Here is a 24160-nt window from a genome sequence, read left to right as displayed (position 1 = left end):
TCTCGTGTTCGCTCGGTCCACGCGCCCGACGACGAGCGGTTACTGACCTTCGAACTGACGCGTGAGAAGGGAGCCGGATATCACGAGCTGATCGTCGAAGTCCTGGGCACCCAGATGAATGCGATCGTAACGGAGGGGCCGGAGCGGACCGTTCGGCACGCTCTCAGGACTCGAGACGGGCGTCGGCCGATCAGGATCGGTCACCCATACCTTCCACCCCCACCCACCTATCGCAAGGGAATCAGCGGAGACCTTTCGTCCGATGACTGGGAATCCATCGTTGGCCTGATCCCTGCCCCGGACCGGCCAAAGGCAATCGTGAGGAAGATCGCGTGGACCTCGCCTCTGAACACCAAGGCTCTTTGCGGCGCCGAGAACGGCCACGCTCTCTGGCGCGGGTGGGCCAAGGCTTCCTTTCCAAAGAACGCATGGGTGCTCACTTCCGAGCAGGGGAGCCAGCCCTACCCTGTCCGGCTGCCTGACAGCGAGGCAGCCGTAGCGGACAACCTGCTCGATGCCTTCCGAATCTCGGTAGAGATTGCCGACCAGAATGGTGCTCCGGCGGCGCTGACCATCGGACCGGGACTGCTGGCGCGGCTTGAAGAGGCTGTGACCCGTGCCGACCGGCGAGTGGTCCGCCTGCAAGCTCAGCTCGACCAACGGGAAGAGCCAACCCAATTGCGTGCCACAGGAGACCTGATCTTGGCCCGCTACGGTGAGATCCCTGCATCTGCGACAACCGTCACACTGACCGATTTCGTGGGCGAGGTCATCGAAATCGCGCTCGACCCTGCGCTGGCGCCTCACGACAACGCCGCACGCTTCTACGACAGGGCGGCGCGCTCCGAGCGTGCCGCAAGCCGACTCCCTGGGCTCATCGAGCAGGCGATCACGGAGCAGGACCACATGCAGGCATTGCTCTCAGGAACACGAGACGGCTCCATCGACGCGAACGTACTAAAGGCGTCGCTGCCTACAGCCCCGCCCCCCCAGCGTCGCGGTGATCAGGAAGCGGCCCTGCCATACCGCCGATTCAAGACAACGGGAGGCCTCGAGGTCCGCGTCGGGCGCGGTGCCCGCCACAACGACGATCTCACGTTTCGCCACTCAGCGCCGAACGACATCTGGTTGCACGCACGCCACTCGGCAGGGGCCCATGTGATTCTCCGCTGGCCAGCGTCCGGGAATCCGCCTGCACGGGACCTGGAGGAAGCGGGAGTTCTCGCCGCCTTGCATTCCAAAGCGCGCACGTCCGCGACGGCTCCGGTCGACTGGACCCTCCGAAAGCACGTACGGAAGCCCCGAGGATCCAAGCCGGGCTCGGTCGTCCCTGACCGGGTGAAGACCCTGTTCGTGGAGCCCGACGAGATGCTTCTCGAGCGCCTCTTCGACGAAGGTGCCGAGGCGTCAGAGTAGTCGAGGCTGCGGGCCTACGTGCTCGCGTCCAGAGCTGTCCTGAGAGCGCCTACGAAGCTTTCCCCTGCCTCGATTCCGCTTTCGTCAAGCGTCCGGACCAGTGCACTACCGACCACGACACCGTCGGCCAGTCGACCTACCTCTGCTGCCTGATCGGGAGTCGAAATCCCGAACCCGACGGCGACGGGCAACTCGACGACATCACGGATCGTCCGTACTTCTAATTCCAGGCCCTCCGGCAACTCGCTCTTCGCCCCTGTCACTCCGGTCCGAGAGATGTAGTAAAGAAAACCACTCCCACTTCGACCGATTTCAGGAATTCGTTCGGGTGGGGTAGTCGGCGCGACAAGTCGGATGAAGTCCAAAGACGACTCCGAGATGGCGTCTTCGATCTGCTCGTCGGCTCCCGTCGGGAGATCCGTCAGCAGCAGTCCGTCCACACCGGCGGCGCTCGCCTCCGCAAGAAATCGGGTGACGCCGAAGCGCAGTACGGGATTCAGGTACGTGAACAAGACGACCGGAGTGTCGCGAAGCGCACGAAAGGCCGCGACGTCTGCAAGCACCCGCTGGACGGTCGTCCCGCTCTCCAGCGATGCGAACGACGATCTCTGGATCGTCGGGCCATCTGCCAGAGGGTCGGAGAACGGAACACCAACCTCGAGTACGTCCGCTCCTGCATCCGATATCGCGGTCAACAGCTCGACGGTCGATCCCACGTCCGGATGCCCGGCGGTGACATACGGGACCAGTGTCGCCCGGCCCTCGGCCCGGCGCGCTGCGAATGCGGACGCGATCACGTGATCAGATAGTCGCTTACGCGGATACCGTATTTCTGCGGGACCGTCGTCTTGATGATCTGATGTAGCGCACGCCCCGGCAGGAAGGGGACCTCCCGCACTCCGTCCTTGGAAAACGGGAATGCCAGTGAGTCATTCCGTGACTTGGAGCGACAGACCTCCGAATCACCGAAGAATATGTGGTCCTCGTCGATCGTTACGACAAGCTTGTCGAGCTCGGACCAGAGTCGGGAAAACTCACTCTTCAGCGTATCGACGAATCGCTGCCGCACGGGGTTGTTTTCGTCGTACAATTGGAAGGTGTGGAAGGCTTTGCCCAGTGTAACGATGAGAGACCGAACCAGTTCGACAGGGAGACTCTCCTCGTCCCAGTCTAGGTCCGTGTCATCGGCCCCCGTGGTGTCGGTAACGGCAGTCAACAGGCGATCAAATCGGGCTGCCGCGGCCCTCGGTCCTGGCAACGTGAGCGACATCCTTGTCGCCACGGCCGGATAGGCACACGAGTATGGGACCGGCAACGGAGGCACCTTCTCGCAGGACATACGCCACGGCGTGCGCCGACTCCAGAGCAGGAATGACACCCTCCAGTTCCGAGAGACTGTGGAATGCGTTCAATGCCTCGCAATCCGTAACGTAGGAATAGCGCGCACGCCCGGAATCCTTGAGGGAGGAATGCTCCGGTCCGACCCCAGGATAATCCAGCCCAGCAGAAATCGAATGGGCCGGCGAGACCTGACCATCTGAATCTTGCAGAAGATAGCTGAGAGAGCCGTGGAGAACACCCGGCGATCCGGCGGCGAGCGAGGCCGAGTGACGGTTCGATTCGACCCCATCTCCTCCCGCTTCCACGCCGATGAGATCAACGCCGTCGTCCGGCACGAACGCATGGAACATCCCCATCGCGTTCGAGCCGCCCCCGACACAGGCGACAACCCATTCAGGGAGTCGACCTGTCCGATCTAGCATCTGTACACGCGCCTCCTGGCCAATCACCGACTGAAAATCTCGCACCATGCGTGGAAATGGGTCCGGGCCCACGACAGAACCGATGATGTAGTGAGTCGATACGACATTGGTAACCCAGTCACGGATCGCCTCGTTGGTTGCGTCCTTAAGCGTGCGAGTACCCGACCCCACCGGACGCACCTCCGCCCCGAGAAGCTCCATCCGATAGACGTTGAGTGCCTGTCGCTCGATGTCCTCTTCGCCCATGTAGACGACGCACTCCATATCGAAGAGTGCGCACGCTGTAGCCGTAGCCACCCCGTGTTGCCCGGCACCTGTCTCAGCGATGATGCGCTTCTTTCCCATGCGCCGGGCGAGGAGGGCCTGACCGATCGTGTTGTTGATCTTGTGGGCGCCGGTGTGATTCAGGTCCTCTCGCTTCAGCCACACAGAATCGTGCCTGATCGAGGCCCCCAAACGCCGCGCGTGATAGAGAGGAGTCGGACGCCCAACGAAGTTCTGGCTGAGGTCTCGCAACTCAGCCCCAAACGCCGGGTCGTGCGACGCGACTCGATACGCCTCTGACACCTCGTCGAGGGCCGGGATCAGCGTTTCGGGCACGTAACGCCCACCGAAGATCCCGAAACGGTCGGACACGGCGTCCGCGGTCATGCCTGCCCTGCCTCGAGCCTGTTTGTCATCGCTTCGGACACGCTGTGTGCTTCCTTGATGAATGCTGTGACGAGTTCGTGGTCCTTAAGGCCGGGCGATCGTTCGACCCCCGACGACACATCTATAACGTCCGGGGAGAAGCGTGCCATAGTCGAGGCAACCTCGGACGGCACGATGCCCCCAGCCAGAACGAATGTGAGAGCTGAGGGAACGGCAGCTCGCAGAGCTCCGGCATCAATTTCGACGAGCGCACCGGCCCCGCCGACGACGCCCTCTTTCCATCCCTCTACAAGAAGCCCGGATACCAGTTCGCCGTAGATATCGACCGCCCGGAAGACGTCATCGATGGAGCGTGCCCGAACAGCCTTCCACACCTCCCAGTCTCCGAGGGCCCCCAGCGCAGCCACCGACTCCGGCCGCTCATCGCCGTGCAACTGAACTACGGAGGCTCCGATGCTCTGTGCACGAACCAACGCCTCGGCTGGCGGTTCGTTCACCAGAACTGCAACCCGCGGTGTGGCGATCCCCGAAACCACATGGGCCGCCCGTGCGGGATGGACGCTCCGGGCGAACCCGTCAGACAGGATTAATCCAACAAAATCGGCTCCGGCTGCCTGAACGGCATTCGCATCATCGGCATTGGTAATGCCACAGATCTTGGCCCGGGTCACAAGCCTGTCACCTCGGCGCCTGGGTCAGCCCTGAGAACGAAGCAGCCGCGACAGCTGGATCATCAGCGCGTAGCAAGGTCTCTCCAACCAGGATCGCATCGACACCCGCCCGTCCAAGTCGCTCCACGTCGTCCACGGACCCGATGCCGCTTTCCGAAACGACGGCCACGTCGACGGGCAACTGGTCGAGCAGGTCGATTGTCGTCTCAAGATCCGTGGTGAAGGTCGACAGATCTCGATTATTGATTCCGATCAGATCTGCCCCAATCGACATGGCGCGATCGAGCTCCCGCTCATCGTGCACCTCGACCAGCGCCGACATGCCCAGAGCGGTCGTCGCTGTATGAAGCCGTGAAAGCGTCTCGTCGTCCAGAATACGCGCAATCAGGAGAACGGCGTCGGCGCCGGCACCGCGCGCCTCCATGACCTGAAGCGTGCCAAGCGTGAAGTCTTTCCGAAGCACCGGGATGGTGACAGAAGAGGATACCCGGGAGAGGTCGGCGAGAGAGCCTCCGAAGTACTGCCCGTCGGTGAGAACACTCAGCGCCGTCGCGCCCGCAGCCTCGTAGCCACGGGTCAGCTCAACCGGGTCGAGTCCTTCACGAATCGCGCCAGCTCCGGGCGACCGGCGCTTGCACTCGGCGATGAGAGAGACGTGACCGCCACCAACCAGCGCACCCCGGAAGTCACGGGGCGGTCGAGCTGTCGAAATGGCGCTCTCCACTTCATCCGTTCGGGCGCGCAACAGCTCGAGTTCGTTCCATTTAGTCTCAACGATCTTGGCGAGGATGCCAGGAAGCGAGTCGTGTCCTTGTGTTTCGGGCAACGTTCGGGTAATGTGATTCGGTTCCTATTCGGGTATTCACCGGACGAACGGAGGGCACAATGCCCCTCACGAAACGCCAGAAAGAGATCCTCGATTACATCGAGTCCTTTATCGACGATCAGGGCTACGCCCCGAGCTTCGAAGAGATCGCTGAGTCCTTCGGCTATTCCTCCCTCGCGACGGTGCATGAGCACCTGAGTAATCTGGAGCGCAAAGGATACATCCGGAAGTCTTACAACGAGAGCCGATCCATCGAGATGATTGGGCGAGACGCCAGTGTGTCAGTCGTTGAATTGCCTCTTCTCGGATCTGTCGCGGCCGGACTCCCCATCGAGGCGATCCAGGATACCGAGACGCTCGCCGTACCCCCTGATATGATCAGCCGGCGGCGTGACAACTACGTGCTTCGGGTCGAGGGCAACTCGATGATCGAAGAGCAGATTCGGGACGGTGACTATATCGTCGTGCAAGCTCAGGATCGTGCCGAGGACGGCCAGATGGTGGTCGCCCTCGTTTCCGGTGAAGCCGCGACCGTCAAGAAGCTCTACCGGGAAGCCGACGGCCGAATTCGCCTCCAGCCCGCAAACCCGACGATGGAGCCCATCTTCGCCGCGGCAGACGACGTCCGGATTCAGGGTATCGTGGTCGGAGTGATTCGGAAGTACTGAACGACTTCAGGGGATGCGGGTGCTGAGCTAGATCCGGTTCGTTGCACTCCTGAGCCGCTCGAGGGCTGCGGCTGCATCCCCACGATCCAGCACGGTCTCCGCCAGAAGGCAGGCAGCCGGCCAGCCTTCGGCCAGGTCAGCGACCAGGATTGCCGCCGCTGCGTTCACCACGACCGCGCTTCGTGGAGCGCCGCCTTCTCCTTTCAGGACCCGCTCGACGATCGCTGCGTTCTCGTCGGGCTCACCCCCCGCGAGGCCTGCGGCCTCCACTGGCTCGATTCCGACTTCTGCCAGGTCGAGCACATACTGCCTCACCTCCCCCCCCGAGAGCTCGGCGACCCGCGTCGAGCCCATTGGGCTGACCTCGTCTATGCCAGGCGCCCCGTGCACCACCAGCGCTTTGAGATGCCCCAGTTCTCGCAGTGCGTGTGGCAACAGGTCGAGGAGTGATTCGTCCGCGACACCGATCACCTGACGGCGCGCCCCAGCCGGATTCGTCAGTGGGCCCAGGACATTCATGACTGTTCGAATGCCTAGGCCACGTCGAACCGGGCCAACGTGCCGCATCGCCGGGTGCAGGAGCGGGGCGAACATGAATACGATCCCCGCTTCCTCTAGCACGCTCGCCATCTGATCAGCATTGAGGTCGATCCGTACACCGAGTGCCTCTAGAACATCGGCACTCCCGCTTCTGGACGTGAAAGACCGGTTCCCATGCTTCGCCACGGGTGCGCCGGCTCCCGCCACAACGAAGGCCGCCGCGGTCGAGATGTTGAAGGTGGTGACGCTCCCACCACCGGTGCCGGCCGTGTCTACTAGCGAATTGGGATCAGCCGAAGTGACCGGAATCATGGCCTTCCGGAGCGCCCGCACCCCACCCGCTACTTCCGATGGGGACAGGCCCTTCGCTCGCAGCCCCACGAGCAGCCCAGCCATTTGAATCTCGGTCGCGGATCCGTCCATAAAAGAATCGAAAGCCACTTCCGCCTGCCCGGCACTCAAGTCCTCGGCATCCGCAACGGTCTCGAGGATTTCCTTAAACGCTGTCGCCTTCGAATCGATACTCATGAGGCGCTGGACTCGAAGGGGGAAAGATTACCTGCACGGGTGAGAAGGCGAAAAGACTAATGTACGTAGGGCTTTTCGTCCAATCATGGCGTCGCTGGCGTTGCTTGACTTCGGCGAGGGCCGATCTAACTTTTCGCGGTGACTACTCCCACTCAAAACCGCTTCCGCTTCACCGTCCACTACGACGGCTCCGCGTTCCACGGATGGCAGGTACAACCCGACCATCGGACGGTGCAGGGTGACCTTGAAGCGGCTCTCAGTAGGCTGGCGGACCATCCCTGCCCGATCATTGGGTCAGGACGCACGGACGCGGGAGTCCACGCCACCGGCCAGGTCGCATGTGTCGACATGCCGATCTCCTGGACAGCCGCTACGCTTCGGAAGTCCATGAACGCGGTGCTTCCCCCCGACGTGTGGATCGAATCCACGGCTGAAGCAGCTGCGGACTTTCACCCTCGGTATGACGCCCAGAAGCGCACGTACCGCTACGAGGTGGGATTATCGCCGGTGGCGCCCTCCCCTTTCCATCGTCGGTGGTGCTGGCCTGTCTCAGCCCCCGTCGATCGAGGGCGGCTGGACTCTGCGGCGAACATCGTCGTCGGGGAACACTCGTTCGAACGCTTCGCAAAGGCCGGGCAACCCGAGCGAGGCTATCGCTGTGACGTCGTTGATGCGACATGGGCAGACACGGATCACGGAGTCCGACTCATGATTTCCGCAGACCGATATCTCCATCACATGGTGCGGTACCTGGTGGGCACTATGGTCGATGTCGCCCGAGGTCGTCGCCCTCTCGACGATATGGCTAGATTACTCTCCTGTGATCCGGATCTGGTGACATCCGCACCGGCTCCCGCAGCAGGACTCTTTCTCCACCGCGTCGAATACCCCAGGAGCACATCCCAAGAATGAAAATCTTCCTCGACACCGCCGATCTCGATGAGATCCGCCGCGCCGCCGATGCAGGGCTCATCGACGGGATCACTACGAACCCCTCGCTCGTGGCGAAGGTCGCAGAGAACCGGGACGTGACCGAGATGTACCGGGAAATCTGCGAATCCGTCGACGGACCCGTCAGTCTCGAGGTTGTCGCGCTCGACCGCGACACGATGGTTGCCGAAGGGAGAAAGCTCGCCGCAATCCACGCGAATGCCGTTGTGAAACTACCTCTTACAGAGGACGGTCTTAAGGCCTGCCGCGACCTGGTTACAGAGGGCTTCAAGACCAATGTGACGCTCTGCTTCTCGGTGTCACAGGCGCTCCTCGCCGCGAAGGCCGGTGCCACATATGTCTCCCCGTTCGTCGGGCGCATCGACGACATCTCCGGGGAGGGCATGCAGCTCATTCACCAGATTCGTCAGGTGTATGACAACTACGGTTACGACACAGAGATTCTGGCAGCTTCGATTCGCCACCCCATGCACCTCGTCGAGTCGATGCTGATGGGTGCGGACTGCTGCACGATCCCTTCCAAGGTACTCTGGCAGCTCAGCAAGCACCCACTCACAGACAAGGGCCTCGAGGGCTTCCTCAAGGATTGGGATGCCGCCGGCACAGCGATTTGATCGTGTGAGTCACCCTTCGGCCATACACGCCGCCACACTGGTGCTCCTCGGGGCGCTCGCTACTGGGTGCGCGCCTGATTCGACCGATGCTCAAGAGTTCCGTGCGCCATTACAGGACCTCGATGACAGCCGCCTGACCGCGATCGTGCGAGCCACGGCACGGGTGGCTCCGGCGGTGGTGAGCGTGAACGTTCTTCGGACTCAGAACGTGCGTCCTCGCTCGTCATGGGATCGAAGATATTTGCCGCCAGGAGCTCAGCAGCGCAGCGCTGGATTTGGCTCGGGCGTGATCGTAAGTGAGAACGGCATAGTGATCACAAATCACCATGTCATCACAGGCGCTTCCCAGATTCAGGTCACCCTCCCCGGAGGAAGAGACGCAGACGCAGAGTTGATCGGCACGGACCCGGTCGCAGATATCGCCGTGCTACGCATTCGGGTCGAAGATCTGCCTGTGGCTCCGATCGGGACTGTGGAAGGACTCATGATCGGCGAATGGGCCATCGCGATCGGGAATCCTCTCGGGAACTACGTGGGTGACAGTGAGCCAACGGTCACGGCGGGAGTGATTTCAGCAGTCAATCGCAACATCACGCCATCCTCCGACGAAGAAGGCTTTTACTTCGGAATGATCCAGACCGATGCCGCGATCAATCCCGGAAACTCCGGGGGCGCCCTGGTGAACGCGGCCGGTGAGGTGATCGGGATCAACGCTTCGATCATTTCGCGCAGCGGTGGTAGTGAAGGGCTGGGCTTTGCGATTCCCATCGACCGTGCCCTTCAGATCGCCGAGGACCTCCTTCGCCACGGTGAAGTCCTACGCGCTTTCGTCGGACTGGATATCGCGGCGGCTGAGGCTGATGCCTGGGGTCGACGGCGAGGTGTTCGCGTCGCGCGTATCGCTGCAGGATCACCCGCAGCGGCGGCAGGCCTCACGGAGAACGACATGTTACTCGAAGCGAACGGGCACGCGCTTGCCGGACCGCTCGACTGGGAAGGCGTTCTACTAGACCTCCGAGCCGGGGACGCGCTGAACCTGCGAGTAGAAGGAAGGGCTCGGGAAGTGTTGCTCTCGGCGGTCGCCTATCCGTCGGTGACCGCAGAGAGAGTCACGCTCTTCCGCGACGTCCAGTTGATCAGTGTCACGCCTCAGATCCAGCTCGAACGAGGGCTCGTGAGCGGCGATGGCGCGCTGATCGACAATATTTCAACCGAAATTACGAGCCGCCTCGGTCTACGGCGGGGCGATGTCATCATGCAGATGAATCGCACCCGGATCCGGAATGCGGACGATGCAGCACAATTTTTCGACTCGCTACGAGGTGAGGGACGAATCGTCCTCTATATCGAGCGGGACGGTAGCTACGGCACAACCAACCTCTACTGGAGAGGCTGAGTGGATAACACGCTCGACCGATACGTGCATCCCCTCTGCGATCGCTATGCGTCTCGCGAAATGCAGAGCGTCTTCTCACCCAGTCGCCGCTTTGGAACTTGGCGGCGACTCTGGATCGCTCTAGCCGAATCAGAAGCCGAACTCGGCATCCCCATCTCGGCTGAAGCACTCGACGAAATGCGTGCGGCAGTCAACGAACTCGACCTCAAAAAGGCAGCCGAGTACGAGCGTCGATTCCGCCACGACGTCATGGCACACGTCCATCTGTTCGGAGATGATGCGCCGGCAGCTAAGGGGATCATCCACCTCGGCGCGACCAGCGCATTCATCGGCGACAACACTGATCTCATCCTTCATCGGGACGCCCTCGAGCTGATCCGGACCCGAGTGGTTCGTTGCGTCGAGGCGCTTTCAGCCTTCGCTGAGGAGCATGCCTCGCTCCCGACTCTCGGATACACCCACTTCCAGCCGGCTCAGCCCACGACCGTGGGAAAACGAGCGACGCTCTGGATTCAAGACCTACTCCTCGATCTGGAGGAACTGGACCACCGAATCGCAACTCTACGGTTCCGTGGTGTGAAAGGGACCACCGGAACACAGGCGTCATTCCTGGAGCTGTTCGAAGGGGCTGGCGACAAGGTCGATGAACTGGACTCTGCAGTCGGTCGGCGGATGGGATTTGAATCGACGTATCCTGTGAGCGGGCAGACATACGCGCGAAAGGTCGACTACGCGGTGCAAGCGTCGCTTGCAGGAGTCGCGGCCTCCGTGTCGAAGATCGCTCACGATCTCCGGCTGCTGGCCCACCTCCGTGAGGTCGAGGAACCCTTTGAGGCCGAGCAGATCGGGTCATCCGCGATGCCGTACAAGCGGAATCCCATGCGCGCGGAGCGCATGTGCGCGCTCGCCCGTCACGTCATCGTCCTCTCGCAGGACCCGGCATTCACTGCTGCGACACAGTGGTTGGAGCGAACGCTCGACGACTCGGCAAATCGACGCATTTCTGTGCCCGATGCCTTCCTAGCGCTCGACGGATGTCTCGTCCTCCTCGAAAACGTATCGAGTGGATTGATCGTGAATCCACAGGTCGTGAAAAGGAATCTCGCCGAGCATCTTCCCTTCATGGCGACAGAGACGATCTTGATGCACGCGACGTCACGTGGAGGCGATCGTCAGGAGCTGCATGAACTCCTTCGACAGCACTCGATGGCCGCCGCTCGACGCATGAAGGAAGAGGGTGCAAGTGCCGACCTGCTCGACAGAATTGCCGGAGACGACGCCTTCGGACTCAGCGCGGATGACCTCGCAGGCATGGTCGACCCGCTGCGTTTCGTCGGTCGCGCGCCCGAGCAGGTCACCCGGTTTCTCGAACGGGACGTAGGGCCCGTTCTCCAACGACAGAAAAGTCAGATCCTGAACCTGGACAGCCCCGACCTGCATGTCTGATCAAAAAACCGTCCACAGCTCGGAACTCGGCCTTACGCTCCTGCACCGCGGGAAGGTCCGCGACGTCTATGAGGTCGATGCCGAAACGCTACTCATGGTCACGAGCGACCGAGTAAGCGCCTTCGATGTTGTCCTACCTCAGCCGGTCCCTCACAAGGGCGAGGTACTGAATCTGATCACCGCATGGTGGCTGGAGCAGTTGGACGACCGACTCGCCCATCACCTTATCGCGGTCGACCCCGACCGGATCATCGCCCGGTATCCACACCTCGCGGAGTCACGTGACGCATGGGCTCGACGGGCGATGCTCGTGCACCGTACGGATCCGGTTCTGGTCGAGTGCGTGGTCCGCGGATACATCTCGGGTTCAGCCTGGAAGGAATACGGGGAGAGCGGAACCCTGGCGTCGGAAGCTCTACCTGAAGGCCTCCAGGAAAGTCAACGCCTCGACCCGGCCATCTTCTCGCCCGCGACGAAGGCTCAGGTCGGTGAGCACGATGAGAACATCACCTTCAGTCAGACGAAGGAAATTCTCGGAGAGGAGCTGTCCAACCGACTCCGCGATCTGTCGATCGAGATCTACGGCTATGGCAGGGATGTAGCCGAACAGAGCGACATCATTCTCGCCGACACGAAGTTCGAGTTCGGTCACAAGAACGGTGAACTCCTCCTAATCGACGAAGTGCTTACGCCAGATTCCTCGCGTTTCTGGCCAAAGGAGAGCTACGGCATCGGCCGAGGACAGCCCTCGCTGGACAAACAGCCGATCCGCGACTGGCTCGAGACTCTGGACTGGGACAAGAATCCACCGCCGCCAGATCTGCCGGCCGAAGTCGTCAAAACCGCTTCCGATCGGTACACCGACGTCTTCGAGCGACTGACGGGCACCGCCTTGAGTGACTACGTACCGCCCCTGTTCGGGAACGATCGGTGAAGATTGCCCGGGAGGGATACCCATTCGCAATTGCGGGGGGGCTTCTCGCGGGCACCTGCTGGACAACCCTGATAATGGGCGTGGCCGGGGCTGATGGCCTCCCGGTCATGGCCTTGACCACATTGGCCTGGACGGCGTCGGCCCTGGCGATTTTCGTACTCTGGTTCTTCCGGGATCCTGAGCCGGCACTCCCGGACGACGGAACACTGGTGGTCTCCCCGGGTCAAGGCAAAATCATCCGGATCGAAGACGTGGAAGAGACCACCTTCATTGATGGTCCCGCGAAGAAAATTTCGATCTTCCTGAGCGTCTTCGACGTCCACGTTCAGCGTTCTCCAGTGACGGGAACAGTCGAGCAGAAGGTGTACCGCCCGGGCGCCTATGCGGTGGCGTGGGCGGACAAAGCGTCCGAGGACAACGAGATGGCGTCATTGGGTATCGTGACGGATTACGGGAAGCTGCTCGTACGGCAGATTGCGGGGCTGGTGGCTCGTCGCATCATTACCGATCCGGCAGAGGGCGACCAGGTCCAGCGTGGGCGACGGTTCGGCCTCATCCGCTTCGGTTCCAGAGTCGACCTCTTTCTGCCGATGCACTGGGAGATCCTGTGCTCCGTCGGGGACCGCGTCACCGTGGGCGCCAGCGCGATCGCCCGACAGAAGGCGGCCTCGGACTGATGGCTCGTCAAAAACAACCCTCCAATGATGCCCCCCCGGGCCGAAGTCGTCGCACTCCTCGCGTTCCGCGCAAAGAGACGCTCCAGCGAGGAGTGATCATCCTGCCCTCGGCGTTTACGCTCGGCAACTTGTTCTTCGGGATCTACGCGATCGTATCGGCATCCCGCGGCGACTTCATGTGGGCAGGTTGGTGCATCGTCTTCGCGGGGGTCCTGGATGTTCTGGATGGCAGGGTCGCCCGTTTCACGAAGACCGGATCGGATTTCGGCGCCGAGCTGGATTCACTGGTCGACGCGATCTCCTTCGGTGTGGCCCCCGGCTACATCATGTTCGCGCTCTTCTTCGCGGACACACAGTGGAGCTGGATGCTCTCTTTCGCCTATGTGGCTGCGGTCGTCGTTCGTCTCGCCCGCTTCAACATCGAGCAGGACAGCGAAGCGAAACGGTACTTCCACGGGCTCCCTTCCCCGGCTTCCGGGATACTCCTGGCTTCGTACTACCCCTTCAGCCAGACCGGCTGGTACGCCAGCTACGTCTCAGACTTCCCTTGGCAGCAGATCGCCGGAATCGGGATGGTCTTGCTCGGGGTCCTGCTGGTAAGCCACGTCCCATACGCAAAAATGCCCAAGATCGGGCTGCGCTCCCCACGGGGTATCAGCAACACGGTCGTCGTATTCGGTGGCGTCTTTCTCGCCGTGGCTGTGCCACAGTACTACTTCTTCACGTCTCTTCTGCTCTACGTCATGTGGGGACTCGTGAAGTCCGTCCTCCTCGGATTCCTGGACCGCCCACCGAAAGGCGATCCACTTCTCGCCGTGGACGAGGCCGAGGCCAGTGCAGAAGTGCGTGACATGGACTACGGGGACCTTGGCCCCCGCAACGCGAACGACATTCACCTGCGAATCAATCAAGATCACATAGACACCGACCCCGACCAGGGTCTGGAGGAACCAGCTTGAGCCAGTACCGTCTCGAAGTCCGCATCAAACCCCGCCCCGGACTTCTCGACCCACAGGGCAAGGCCATTCATCACTCTCTAAATTCGCTGGGATGGGATGGCGTCCAGGACGTCCGTGTCGGGAAGGCCATTTACATCGACATCGATTCCGACTCCGAAGCTGCCGCCATGGAGGCCGCCGAGGCGATGTGCCGAAAGCTTCTGGCGAACCCGGTCACCGAGGACTACGAGGTGGCGATGGTTGGCAAACTGGAAGGCTCAGGGGCATGAAGGTCGCGGTCGTCACCTTTCCGGGCTCAAACTGCGATTACGATCTTTACAAAGCGGTGCAGCAGGTCGGCGGAGATCCTACGTTTGTCTGGCACCGGGAGCGCGGCCTATCCGAGTACGATGCAGTCCTGCTGCCTGGTGGATTTTCGTACGGAGATTACCTGCGCGCAGGTGCAATCGCCCGCATGAGCCCGATCATGGAGGACGTGGTTCCTTTCGCGAACGCCGGAGGCCCCGTCCTCGGCATCTGCAATGGCTTCCAGATCCTGTGCGAAGCCGGTCTCCTGCCTGGCGCGCTGGTACGAAACGATATCCTTCGTTTTGCCAGCCACGATGTCATACTTCGCGTTGAGCGCCCCGACACGCTGTTCACGAGTGACTACACATCTGGTCAGACGCTCCGCATCCCCATCGCGCACGGCGAGGGGAACTACGAAGCGGATAGGACCACGCTCCAGGTCCTGGAGGCTCAGGGTCGGATCATCTTCCGCTACGTCGACGCACGGGGAGAGCCGTCGGATGACGCGAATCCGAACGGCTCGTGGCACAACATCGCGGGCATTACGAACGAGGGCGGCAACGTCCTGGGAATGATGCCCCACCCCGAGCGCGCCATGGAAGAGCTTCTCGGCTCCACCGACGGGATTGGACTCTTTACCTCGATGATGTCCGGTCTCCCGGCAGCCACGTGAATCGATCGACACACACATCATGAACACTCTACAATCGAGCGTACTACCGTGAGCCAAGCCGACGGCAATGCCCCGGCCACATCGGTCCCTCCCCGCGACGGCGACCCAGAGATCACTGCTGAGGTCGTCGCCGACCACGGCCTCTCCGAGAGTGAATACGAGAAGGTCCTAGCGATCATGGGCCGCACCCCGACTTTCACCGAGCTAGGCGTGTTCAGTGCGATGTGGTCCGAACACTGCGGCTACAAGAACTCCAAGCGACTTCTGAGTACCCTTCCGACCAAGGCTCCATGGGTCATCCAGGGGCCCGGTGAGAACGCGGGTGTCATCGACGTTGGCGACGGGTACGCTCTAGCCTTCAAGATCGAGTCGCACAATCACCCGTCTGCAGTCGAGCCCTATCAGGGCGCGGCCACCGGCGTCGGCGGGATCCTCAGGGACATCTTCACGATGGGAGCGCGCCCCGTCGCAGTGTTGGATTCGCTCCGATTCGGAGATCTGGACAGTGGACGCGTCCGCTACCTCTTCAGTGGGGTCGTGAGCGGTGTCGGAGACTATGGCAACTGCATCGGTGTGCCGAACATCGGCGGAGAAGTCGCCTTCGACCGAGGGTACGAGGGCAACCCGATCGTCAACGCGATGTGCCTAGGCCTGATGAAGCACGACGAGCTGATTACAGCCTCGGCTTCCGGGACAGGAAGCCCGATCATGGCCGTCGGTGCTCGTACAGGGCGTGACGGAATCCACGGCGCCACATTCGCGAGCGAGGAACTCAGCGAGGACTCGGATGAATCGAGTCGTCCCCAGGTTCAGGTCGGAGATCCGTTCACCGAAAAGCTACTTCTCGAAGCCTCGCTCGAGCTGATCGCGAGCGGGGCCATCTCCGGGATCCAGGACATGGGAGCCGCCGGCATCACGTCGTCGGCTTCGGAAATGGCCGGACGAGGCGGAAGTGGCATCGAGATGGAGATGACGGACGTTCCGATCCGCGAAGTGGGAATGACGCCGTACGAGATTCTTCTTTCGGAGTCCCAAGAGCGGATGCTCGTGGTCGCGCACGTTGGCCAGGAGGCCGAAGTGCATCGAATTCTCGAGAAGTGGGAACTTGAGGCCGCGGTCATCGGGCGAGTCACGGACGACGGCATGTTCCGGGTCATGGAAAACGGTAAGGTCGTTGCGGATATCCCTGCTCTGCCCCTCACCGACGGATGCCCAACGTACGAGCGAGAGGGAGTCGAGTCGGCGGAGATCAAAGCCCTTCGTGAGATGGACCTCAGCGAGCACCTGATCCCGGGAGGAGACCTGAGCAAGAGATTCCTGCTGCTGATCGGGTCACCGAACGTCGCGTCGAAGCAGTGGATCTACCATCAGTACGACACGACTGTGCGGACCGCGACTGCCGTTCGACCAGGTGGAGACTCCGGGGTCATCCGCATAAGAGGTACGAACCGCGCGGTGGCCGCCACGACTGACTGCAACGGTCGCTTCGTCTATCTCGAGCCAAGGACCGGCGCGATGGCGGCGGTTGCCGAGGCCGCACGGAATCTGGTGTGCGTCGGGGCCACGCCGACGGCGATCACAAACAATCTGAATTTTGGAAACCCGCTCAAGGCGCACATTTACTATCAGCTCCGCGAGGCGGTTCAGGGCATGAGTGAGGCGTGCAGCGCTTTTGAGACACCCGTGACCGGCGGAAACGTCTCGCTCTTCAACGAGACCGACGGTCAGGCGATTTATCCCACACCCGTTATCGGAATGGTAGGTGTCATCGACGACGTCTCGAAGATCATGCGTCAGCCCTTCCAGACAGCCGGTGACGACATCGTCCTGCTTGGTGTGAATACTGGCGAGATCGGTGGCTCAGAGTACCTCTACGTGACCGCAGACCTCGTGGCAGGAGTGCCACCGTCCGTAGATCTCGACGGCGAACGCATGCTCCAGCGCGCGGTACTCAAAATGATCGATCAAGAAGTGCTCAATTCTGCACATGACTGTTCCGAGGGCGGACTCGCAAGCGCGCTCGCAGAGTGTGCGCTGGGTAACGGTGGGGAGCCGTTCGGCCTCGAGGCGTCACTCGACGAGGATCTTCGCCCGGTGGTCAGCCTCTTCGGTGAGTCACATGGCCGGATCATCGTCTCGTGCGACCCGGCCAAGACCGACGAAGTGCTCCGGATCGCCGGAATACACGCGGTCCCAGCCAAACGTCTGGGCACCGTCTGCGAGGCGGAGAGTGGATTCTCGCTCCACGTCAGGGACGGTGTTGTCTCGTGCTCAATGACGGACATTGCCCGTGCTTATTTCGACGCTATTCCCAACATCATGAACACCTCGTCGGATTCTGGAGCCTAAGGCACATGCCTGAGCGCGAGTTGCCTGTCGTGACATCGAACGACCCTTTCGAGACCTACGAACTCGACGACCGGCCGCATGACGAATGCGGCGTGGTCGCCATCAGCGGAATCGATGGTGCGGCCGAGCAAGCCTTCCTCGCGATGTATGCGCTACAGCATCGCGGTCAGGAGGCTGGCGGCATCGTCTCATTCGATGGCGAGACATCCCACATTCACAAGGGTGGAGGACTTGTCTCGGAGATCTTTCGACCCGAAGCGCTGGCCAGGCTCAACGGCCGGACAGCCGTGGGACATGTGCGCTACTCGACGGCAGGGGGAAGCAACGTCGCCAACATCCAGCCAATCACTGCGCGATACGCGCGCGGTGATCTGGCCTTGGCGCACAACGGCAACCTGACTAATCAGATCGCGCTGCGGACTCGACTCGTCAATGAAGGAGCGATCTTCCGATCGTCTTCTGATTCGGAGACGCTGGTCCATCTGATCGCGAAGTCCCGCAAGGACACGGTTGATAGCCAAATCGTCGACGCTCTTGGGCACCTTGAAGGCGCCTTCTCAGTGGCCGTCGCGGTTGATGACACCATCTATGCGGCCCGCGACCCGAGGGGCTTCCGTCCCCTCATTCTCGGGAAGAAGGATGGCGGACACGTCGTCGTCTCAGAGACCTGCGCGCTGGACATACTCGGCGCCGAGTATGTGCGAGATCTCGAGCCCGGCGAGGTGATTCGTGTGCGGGGTGGAGACGTCGAGAAGGTCGCATCTCTCGCAGAAGCCCCACGCCCTTCACCATGCATCTTCGAGCTCGTGTACTTCGCGCGCCCGGACTCTCGTTTGTGGGGCGTCAGCGTGGACCGAGCCCGCCGTGCCTTTGGACGGCAACTCGCCAAAGAGCACCCGGTCGAGGCCGATGCAATCATTTCGGTTCCTGACAGCGCAAACTCCGCGGCGCTCGGATACGCCGAAGAAAGTGGTATTCCGTTCGAACTGGGCCTACTCAGAAATCATTACGTCGGCCGCACCTTTATCAAGCCGGACCAGAAAGACCGAGATTTTGGTGCACGAATGAAGTACAACCCCGTCCGTGAAGTACTTGCCGGCAAACGCGTGGTCGTTGTCGACGATTCGCTCGTGCGTGGGACTACGGTTCGAAGTCTCGTCCGCATGCTGCGAGGAGTGGGCGCTGCCGAAGTGCATTTCCGAATCGGGAGCCCCCCGGTGCGACATCCCTGCTTCTACGGCATCGACATGCCAACGAAGGCGGAACTGATCGCCTCGCGTCTCGGGGTCCCAGAAATCGCTGGACAACTCGCAGTGGACTCCCTGGGCTACCTCTCACTCGAAGGGATGGTGGACGCGGTCGAGGAAGCCGGCCCCTACTGTACGGCGTGCTTCTCCGGAGACTATCCTGCTCCCCTAGTTGATGTCGAAATGGGACTAGCGTCGGCAGAAGGACCGACCTTAGGTCTCTAGCCGTGGGGTGATTAGGGTCGGATCACCCCACCGGGGCCATGCTAGCGTGACGGCGACAGTCGAGTTCTGTCGGAGCCTTCCGAAGGCAGAACTCCACATGCATCTCGACGGGTCGATACGACCCGCGACGATGCTGGAGCTCGCGCGGGAACGAGACGTTGGGATGCCCGCGGGGACTGCAGAAACGCTGGCCGACTACATGCTGGTTTCAGACGCCGCCAGTCTCGAGGAATACCTAGAGCGCTTTGCCGTAACACTCTCGATCATGCAGGACGCCGACGCTATCGAGCGCATCGCGTACGAATGCGTGATCGACCATGCGAGTGAGCAGGTCCGCTACGTCGAGGTCCGGTTCTGCCCGCTGCTCAACACCGAGATGGGACTGGCCCCCGAGGAGGTCCTCGACGCCGCCCTTCGAGGAATGAGGCGTGCCGAGCGGGCCGCAGGAGCGTCCACTCGAGTGAGAAGTCAGCTCATCGTATGCGCGCTTCGTTCACATACCGCTGAGCATACGCTCGAAGTGGCGGAACTGGCCGTGGCCTTCAGGAACCGTGGGGTGTGCGGCTTCGATATCGCTGGAGCGGAGGCGGGAAACCCGGTGGCCGATCACAAGGAGGCGTTCGACTATGCCCACGCCATGGGGCTGCCGATCACGATACACGCCGGCGAGGGATTCGGAGCGGCGTCAATTCGGCAAGCCCTTGAGCTGGGACACGCGTCCAGGATCGGCCACGGCACACGTCTTTACGAAGACCCGGCGCTGCAGGGCGAGCTACGAAAGAAGGGCATTCCGCTCGAAGTGTGTCTGACTTCGAATGTTCAAACGCGCGTTGCGGATTCCATAGCGGCACATCCCGTCCGATCGTATGTCCAGGACGGGATTCCCGTCGTACTCGGGACTGACAACCGACTGATGTCGGGCGTTGATCTTTCGGATGAGTATGCGTCGGCGGCCTCAGCGTTCGGACTAGATCGAACCGCAATCATCGGGCTTGCCCGAACCGCGTTCGAGCACGCGTTCGTGACTCCGCGTGAACGGATGACACTGCTGGAAGACTTTGACCGGGCGGCCGCGGCCCTCTAGGACTCGGCCGCGAGCATCTCGTCGGCGAGATCGACTAACGACTTGGAGCCCAGGTACAGCGGTATGCGCTGATGCAGTGAGTCCGGCTGAACATCCATGATGTCCATCGTCCCGGTGCTGGCCCGTCCACCCGCCTGCTCCGCGATCATCGCCATAGGCGACGCCTCGTACTGGAGCCGCAGCTTCCCGACCGGGTTTTCCAACTCTCCCGGGTACATAAACAGGCCGCCCTGAAGCAGCGTGCGATGGAAGTCCGCGACGAGCGACCCGATGTACCGAGAACCGAAGCCTCCCGTCGTCTTCAGGTGGACCATGAGCTTCTGCTGACCGCGCGTCCAGCGTGCGAAGTACGCCTCGTTGACCGAGTACACCTTCTTAGGCGGCTCCGGCATCCTCATGTCGGGATGGCTGAGAATGAACTCGCCGATCGATGGGTCGAGCGTGAAGCCATGCACGCCAGCCCCCGTGGTGTATACGAGCATCGTGGACGAGCCGTAGAGGATATATCCTGCGGCGACCTGGCTCCTGCCCGGCTGGAGGCAATCTTCGAGCGTGCCTCGCTCACCCGTCGAGATCTTCCGGTGGATGCTGAAGATCGTTCCAATCGAGACATTCACATCGATGTTCGACGATCCGTCGAGTGGATCGTAGATAACGACGTACTCCCCGGAGGGGAATTTGTCCGGAATCGGAATGAAGGTCTCGTTTTCCTCAGAGGCCATACAGGCAACGAGGCCCGTATGATCGAGGGCCCGGTACATGACGTTGTTCGCGAACACGTCGAGCTTCTGAACGAGCTCACCATGGACGTTCTCGTCGCCGGCCGAACCGAGGATGTCAACCAGCCCCGCCTTATTCACCTCACGCCCAATCACTTTAGCAGCGAGGGCGATGTCGTGAAGCAGACGGGTGAAGGCTCCGGTCGCCTGAGGGTGCCGACGCTCGGCATCAACCAAGAACCGGGAAATCGTGACGACGTGGCTGTCAGCAGGCATGGCTGGCGGTCGGGGACCGGGGCGAGGCGTGTAATAAGAGCCGGTGTATCGACTCTTCGCAGTCAATCTAGCGAAGGACGGGACGAACGCACCGTGATGCGCCCGGAGCGCCTCACGATCACGTGAACATCGCCCTGCCGATCGATGCGATAGACCTCGGCGGCGAATCGCCTGGTACTACAGCGTCTCTTCTTTTGCTTCGGCGTTGAAGAGGTCTCGCTGACTCTGATCAGCCAAGAGATCCCGTTCCTCGCGATCTTCTTCGGCAAGTCGGGCTCTCAAAATTCGTCGGACCTTCATGTCCGACCGGATCCCAGCGACAAGCATCACGACCATGCCTGTGATCACACATCCGAACGCCACCACCGTCAGCGGCACGCCATAGAGTGTGAATCCCCCCAAGCGCAGGGTCACCCTCTGTCCGGAATTCAGTGCCGCGAAGCCGAGCGACAAACTCAGAAGGATCACCACTCCGACGCCACCGACGAATCGACTCACGCGAGCACCGGCTCCACCGCGGAGGAGGTGACCTCCGAGCCGGCGAACGTGGCCCCGGAGGTGCGTTCGAGGAGCGTCTGCGTGTAGGTCCCGATCCGGTCGGGGTCTCCGTCGAACACGACGATCTTGTTCCGTCCTGTCCGGCCACGGATCTGGCCTTCGTCCCGCCCACTACCCTCGATCAACACCTCTTCGACGCGACCCACTTCGCTCACGTTGATTTCTGCCTGAATCGCCCGACTGACCTCGATCAATTCCTGAAGCCGCACCTGAGCCTCGTCGGGGCCGACGAAATCCTCGGCAGGCAGACGGGTCGCCGGAGTGCCCTCACGCAAGGAGTATTTGTACGTATACGCCTCATCGAAGCGCACCGTCCGCATCAGGTCGAGAGTGTCTCGAAACTCTTCCTCGGTCTCACCGGGGAAGGCGACGATGATATCCGTCGACAATGCGATGCCCGGCATCGCGGTGCGGATCAGATCAACCTTCTCGAGCAGACTCTCCACCGTGTAGCGGCGAAGCATGCGCCTCAGCGTTCGGTTGTTACCTGCCTGAGCGGGCAAGTGCAGGTGCTCGCACACGGCCGGCTCCATGGCCATGACCTCGACCAACTCCGGTGAGACATCGTTCGGGTGCGGCGAGGTATACCGGACACGCCGGATGCCGTCGACTCGTGCGACGTCTCGGAGAAGCTGCGGAAAATTCACGTCGTCCCAGACGTACGAATTGACGGTCTGACCGAGGAGCGTGACCTCGGACACACCCTGATCGGCGAGCCCTCGAACTTCAGCCAGAATTTCTAGCGCGCTACGGTTCTTCTCGCCACCGCGCACATAGGGCACGATGCAATAGGTGCAGCGGTGGTCACACCCCCGCTGAATCGGAACCCAGGCGGTAGGGCCGTCGGTTCTGCGCTGCTCAAGTCCCTGGTAGTTCTCGTCCATGTCCAACTGAAGCACTGCGAGCTGCGGCCCGCGCTTCTTTGACGCCTGACGTGCGGATGCCGTGGGCGGGGGCGGGACTGGTTCGCCCTCACCCCGCTCCAGACGTCCAAGAGTCTCGGGTAGGCCACGATATCCGTCAGGCCCCATGACCAGATCGACGTAAGGGGCCTGTTCGAGAAGTGTTTCGCCTAGGCGCTGCGCCATGCAACCGGTAACACCGATAAGCATGTCGGGGCGGTCGCGCTTCAGGCCGTTCAACTGCGACACCCGGCCCAGCACACGCCTCTCGGCGTGCTCCCGGATCGCGCACGTGTTCACCAGCACTACGTCCGCGTCTTCTGGCGCACGCACGATCTCGTACCCTCCAGTCTCAAGGATACCCTCCATCAGCTCACCATCGCTGATGTTCATCTGGCAGCCGTACGTTTCGACGTACGCCCGGCGGACTCTGGATTCGTGGGTCATGACGAAATACGGGATGGATGGCGGGGCAGATCAATATACAGATGAGCACCCTCTGCAAGCAGGGTTCCCTTCACCACAGCTCGTTCCTGAGGAGCGGCGTCGCCCGGCTCTCCCACCCCAATTCGCAGGTAGTCCTCGGTTAACCCAGTACCTCCGTCACCCTCTACGACCACGGTCGCCTTCGACCCTACTCGCCCGCGTCGGTACTGTATTCCCTTCTCAAGGGCGATTTCCCGGAGTTCACGAGCACGATCTCCAGAAATCCGCTGGGGAACCGGGTTCGGGAGGGAGGTCGCGTGTGTATCTCGACGCGGCGAGTAAGGAAAGACATGGAGATAGGTGAACGGCAGCTCTTCGATCAGTGCCCGCGTCGACGCGTGATCCTCATCCGTCTCGCCGGGAAACCCTGTGATCACATCAGCACCGAGCCCGAGGGGTGCGACACGCTCGGCGATCTGAAGAGCTCGCTCGCGATACTGCGCTCGACTATGCCATCTCCGCATGAGGCGGAGGACTGGGTCTGCTCCGCTCTGCAGTGGCATGTGGAGGTGTGGAGTCAGCCGGCCACCTGAGGTCGCGAGCAGATCGAGCAGCAAATCGTCGATCTCAGTAGCCTCCACACTGCCAAGCCGAAAGCGCACGTCGGGGACCGAATCGAGTAGCTCTGCACAAAGCGTTGACAGCGATGAGCCCTCGGGGAAATCCAGTCCATAATGGCCGATGTGGATCCCGGTGATGACGAGCTCGGCATGCGACTGAGCCAACAGACGAGCCTCCGCGACGACGTCGACTGTGGGTCTTGAACGAGACGTGCCGCGGGCCAGCCTCGTGGCGCAAAATGAACACTTCCGGTCGCACCCGTCCTGAACCTTGAGCCATCCTCGGGCGGCGCCAGCCCGGGTGCGAAGAAGTTCCCCACCAATGGGTTCGGCATGCATACGGTCGAGAGATGTGCGGACCTCGATTTGAATGAGCCCGCTGGACTCCGGGGCCGCTCGGGTGAGCGTGGTGGCAACGAGCATGGGATCATGCCCCGGCACGACATCTACGACACCCGGCATCTCCCTGTACTCCGGCTCGCGCAGAGCGGCAGAACAACCCGCCACGATGACGCTCTGGCCTGGTCGCTCACGCTGTAGTCGCCGGATGAACCGCCTGGCCTCAGCGTCTGCCTGGTTCGTGACCGTGCACGTGTTGACCACCACGACATCGGCTTCCGCCCGATCTCTGACGGTCAAGGCACCACGGGCCTCGATCTCCTGACGCATCCGTTCGGTGTCGTACTGATTGGCCTTGCAGCCGAACGTGTGATAGTAGACGCGCACGAGGCACCTCCAGGAAACGCCCTTTCG

Annotated in this window: 24 protein-coding genes; 14 read left to right on the top strand and 10 right to left on the bottom strand. The window is 61.7% G+C overall.

Annotation, left to right across the window (positions count from 1 at the left end; all coding sequences use genetic code 11):
- Positions 1–1416 (top strand): NFACT RNA binding domain-containing protein (locus tag OSA81_09695; GenBank protein MDE0899279.1); only part of this gene is annotated, 1416 nt, incomplete at its 5' end.
- A 14-nt stretch (positions 1417–1430) separates the two neighbouring features.
- Here the strand turns inward: OSA81_09695 and trpA are convergent.
- From trpA to trpC, 5 genes are read right to left on the bottom strand one after another with little or no spacing between them, the layout of a single operon-like run.
- Positions 1431–2213 (bottom strand): tryptophan synthase subunit alpha, encoded by a 783-nt coding sequence (gene trpA / locus OSA81_09690; protein MDE0899278.1) that lies wholly within the window; start codon positions 2211–2213, stop codon positions 1431–1433.
- Positions 2210–2632, bottom strand: a complete 423-nt coding sequence (locus OSA81_09685; protein ID MDE0899277.1) for a hypothetical protein — start codon at positions 2630–2632, stop codon at positions 2210–2212. The genes trpA and OSA81_09685 overlap by 4 nt, the downstream gene beginning before the upstream one ends.
- A gap of 7 nt (positions 2633–2639) precedes the next feature.
- The gene (gene trpB / locus OSA81_09680) at positions 2640–3830 is read right to left on the bottom strand and encodes a tryptophan synthase subunit beta (protein MDE0899276.1); all 1191 of its coding nucleotides are present in this window, start codon (positions 3828–3830) and stop codon (positions 2640–2642) included.
- The gene (locus OSA81_09675; GenBank protein MDE0899275.1) at positions 3827–4501 is read right to left on the bottom strand and encodes a phosphoribosylanthranilate isomerase; all 675 of its coding nucleotides are present in this window, start codon (positions 4499–4501) and stop codon (positions 3827–3829) included. Before OSA81_09675 ends, trpB begins: the two co-directional genes overlap by 4 nt.
- Before the next feature lie 7 nt (positions 4502–4508).
- The gene (gene trpC, locus OSA81_09670) at positions 4509–5327 is read right to left on the bottom strand and encodes an indole-3-glycerol phosphate synthase TrpC (protein ID MDE0899274.1); all 819 of its coding nucleotides are present in this window, start codon (positions 5325–5327) and stop codon (positions 4509–4511) included.
- 59 nt (positions 5328–5386) lie between these two features.
- On the opposite strand from trpC, the gene lexA reads away from it, so the two are divergent.
- Positions 5387–5995 carry a transcriptional repressor LexA gene (gene lexA, locus OSA81_09665; protein MDE0899273.1) on the top strand — a complete coding sequence of 203 codons (609 nt, stop codon included), beginning with the start codon at positions 5387–5389 and terminating at the stop codon, positions 5993–5995.
- Between the two features lie 27 nt (positions 5996–6022).
- On the opposite strand, the gene trpD is transcribed toward lexA, so the two are convergent.
- Positions 6023–7063, bottom strand: a complete 1041-nt coding sequence (gene trpD / locus OSA81_09660) for an anthranilate phosphoribosyltransferase (protein MDE0899272.1) — start codon at positions 7061–7063, stop codon at positions 6023–6025.
- Between the two features lie 138 nt (positions 7064–7201).
- Between trpD and truA the strand changes: the two genes are divergently transcribed.
- The 12 genes from truA to add all read left to right on the top strand — a co-directional run bounded on the left by truA (position 7202) and on the right by add (position 19906).
- A complete protein-coding gene (gene truA, locus OSA81_09655) occupies positions 7202–7975 on the top strand; it encodes a tRNA pseudouridine(38-40) synthase TruA (protein MDE0899271.1) in 774 nt (257 codons plus the stop codon).
- Positions 7972–8628: a fructose-6-phosphate aldolase gene (gene fsa / locus OSA81_09650; protein ID MDE0899270.1), complete on the top strand. Its 657-nt coding sequence runs from the start codon at positions 7972–7974 to the stop codon at positions 8626–8628. Before truA ends, fsa begins: the two co-directional genes overlap by 4 nt.
- Before the next feature lie 4 nt (positions 8629–8632).
- A complete protein-coding gene (locus tag OSA81_09645) occupies positions 8633–10024 on the top strand; it encodes a trypsin-like peptidase domain-containing protein (GenBank protein ID MDE0899269.1) in 1392 nt (463 codons plus the stop codon).
- The gene (purB, locus tag OSA81_09640; GenBank protein MDE0899268.1) at positions 10025–11470 is read left to right on the top strand and encodes an adenylosuccinate lyase; all 1446 of its coding nucleotides are present in this window, start codon (positions 10025–10027) and stop codon (positions 11468–11470) included.
- On the top strand, positions 11463–12404 hold the full coding sequence (locus OSA81_09635; GenBank protein ID MDE0899267.1) for a phosphoribosylaminoimidazolesuccinocarboxamide synthase: 942 nt from the start codon (positions 11463–11465) through the stop codon (positions 12402–12404). The genes purB and OSA81_09635 overlap by 8 nt, the downstream gene beginning before the upstream one ends.
- On the top strand, positions 12401–13081 hold the full coding sequence (locus tag OSA81_09630; GenBank protein MDE0899266.1) for a phosphatidylserine decarboxylase family protein: 681 nt from the start codon (positions 12401–12403) through the stop codon (positions 13079–13081). The genes OSA81_09635 and OSA81_09630 overlap by 4 nt, the downstream gene beginning before the upstream one ends.
- A gap of 92 nt (positions 13082–13173) precedes the next feature.
- The gene (gene pssA, locus OSA81_09625) at positions 13174–14040 is read left to right on the top strand and encodes a CDP-diacylglycerol--serine O-phosphatidyltransferase (protein MDE0899265.1); all 867 of its coding nucleotides are present in this window, start codon (positions 13174–13176) and stop codon (positions 14038–14040) included.
- Complete coding sequence (gene purS, locus OSA81_09620; protein ID MDE0899264.1) at positions 14037–14309, top strand: phosphoribosylformylglycinamidine synthase subunit PurS; 273 nt, start codon at positions 14037–14039, stop codon at positions 14307–14309. The genes pssA and purS overlap by 4 nt, the downstream gene beginning before the upstream one ends.
- Positions 14306–15001, top strand: a complete 696-nt coding sequence (purQ, locus tag OSA81_09615) for a phosphoribosylformylglycinamidine synthase subunit PurQ (protein MDE0899263.1) — start codon at positions 14306–14308, stop codon at positions 14999–15001. The genes purS and purQ overlap by 4 nt, the downstream gene beginning before the upstream one ends.
- 48 nt (positions 15002–15049) lie before the next feature.
- On the top strand, positions 15050–17350 hold the full coding sequence (gene purL / locus OSA81_09610; GenBank protein MDE0899262.1) for a phosphoribosylformylglycinamidine synthase subunit PurL: 2301 nt from the start codon (positions 15050–15052) through the stop codon (positions 17348–17350).
- 5 nt (positions 17351–17355) lie between these two features.
- A complete protein-coding gene (gene purF, locus OSA81_09605) occupies positions 17356–18822 on the top strand; it encodes an amidophosphoribosyltransferase (GenBank protein MDE0899261.1) in 1467 nt (488 codons plus the stop codon).
- Between the two features lie 46 nt (positions 18823–18868).
- A complete protein-coding gene (gene add / locus OSA81_09600; protein ID MDE0899260.1) occupies positions 18869–19906 on the top strand; it encodes an adenosine deaminase in 1038 nt (345 codons plus the stop codon).
- On the opposite strand, the gene fbp is transcribed toward add, so the two are convergent.
- From fbp to OSA81_09580, 4 genes are all read right to left on the bottom strand, one after another.
- Positions 19903–20901: a class 1 fructose-bisphosphatase gene (gene fbp, locus OSA81_09595; protein MDE0899259.1), complete on the bottom strand. Its 999-nt coding sequence runs from the start codon at positions 20899–20901 to the stop codon at positions 19903–19905. The two genes, add and fbp, sit on opposite strands and share 4 nt — an antisense overlap.
- A gap of 177 nt (positions 20902–21078) precedes the next feature.
- Entirely contained in the window at positions 21079–21399 is a 321-nt protein-coding gene (locus OSA81_09590; GenBank protein ID MDE0899258.1) for a hypothetical protein, read from the bottom strand.
- Positions 21396–22808 (bottom strand): tRNA (N6-isopentenyl adenosine(37)-C2)-methylthiotransferase MiaB, encoded by a 1413-nt coding sequence (miaB, locus tag OSA81_09585; protein ID MDE0899257.1) that lies wholly within the window; start codon positions 22806–22808, stop codon positions 21396–21398. The genes OSA81_09590 and miaB overlap by 4 nt, the downstream gene beginning before the upstream one ends.
- Positions 22805–24133, bottom strand: coding sequence for a MiaB/RimO family radical SAM methylthiotransferase (locus OSA81_09580; protein ID MDE0899256.1), 1329 nt, complete (start codon positions 24131–24133; stop codon positions 22805–22807). Before OSA81_09580 ends, miaB begins: the two co-directional genes overlap by 4 nt.
- Positions 24134–24160: the final 27 nt, after the last annotated feature.

It is taken from the genome of Longimicrobiales bacterium, from assembly GCA_028823235.1.
Taxonomy (GTDB): domain Bacteria; phylum Gemmatimonadota; class Gemmatimonadetes; order Longimicrobiales; family Gaopeijiaceae; genus UBA2589.
Note: the sequence above shows the minus strand (reverse complement) of the source record. Positions and strands in the feature narration are given on the sequence as shown.

What these genes read in the sequence shown, in the direction of transcription:
- trpB (MDE0899276.1), bottom strand. Translation starts at nt 3,830, where the DNA reads ATGACCGCGGACGCCGTGTCCGACCGTTTCGGGATCTTCGGTGGGCGT.
- lexA (MDE0899273.1), top strand. Translation starts at nt 5,387, where the DNA reads ATGCCCCTCACGAAACGCCAGAAAGAGATCCTCGATTACATCGAGTCC.
- trpD (MDE0899272.1), bottom strand. Translation starts at nt 7,063, where the DNA reads ATGAGTATCGATTCGAAGGCGACAGCGTTTAAGGAAATCCTCGAGACC.
- fsa (MDE0899270.1), top strand. Translation starts at nt 7,972, where the DNA reads ATGAAAATCTTCCTCGACACCGCCGATCTCGATGAGATCCGCCGCGCC.
- OSA81_09635 (MDE0899267.1), top strand. Translation starts at nt 11,463, where the DNA reads ATGTCTGATCAAAAAACCGTCCACAGCTCGGAACTCGGCCTTACGCTC.
- purQ (MDE0899263.1), top strand. Translation starts at nt 14,306, where the DNA reads ATGAAGGTCGCGGTCGTCACCTTTCCGGGCTCAAACTGCGATTACGAT.
- purF (MDE0899261.1), top strand. Translation starts at nt 17,356, where the DNA reads ATGCCTGAGCGCGAGTTGCCTGTCGTGACATCGAACGACCCTTTCGAG.
- fbp (MDE0899259.1), bottom strand. Translation starts at nt 20,901, where the DNA reads ATGCCTGCTGACAGCCACGTCGTCACGATTTCCCGGTTCTTGGTTGAT.
- miaB (MDE0899257.1), bottom strand. Translation starts at nt 22,808, where the DNA reads ATGACCCACGAATCCAGAGTCCGCCGGGCGTACGTCGAAACGTACGGC.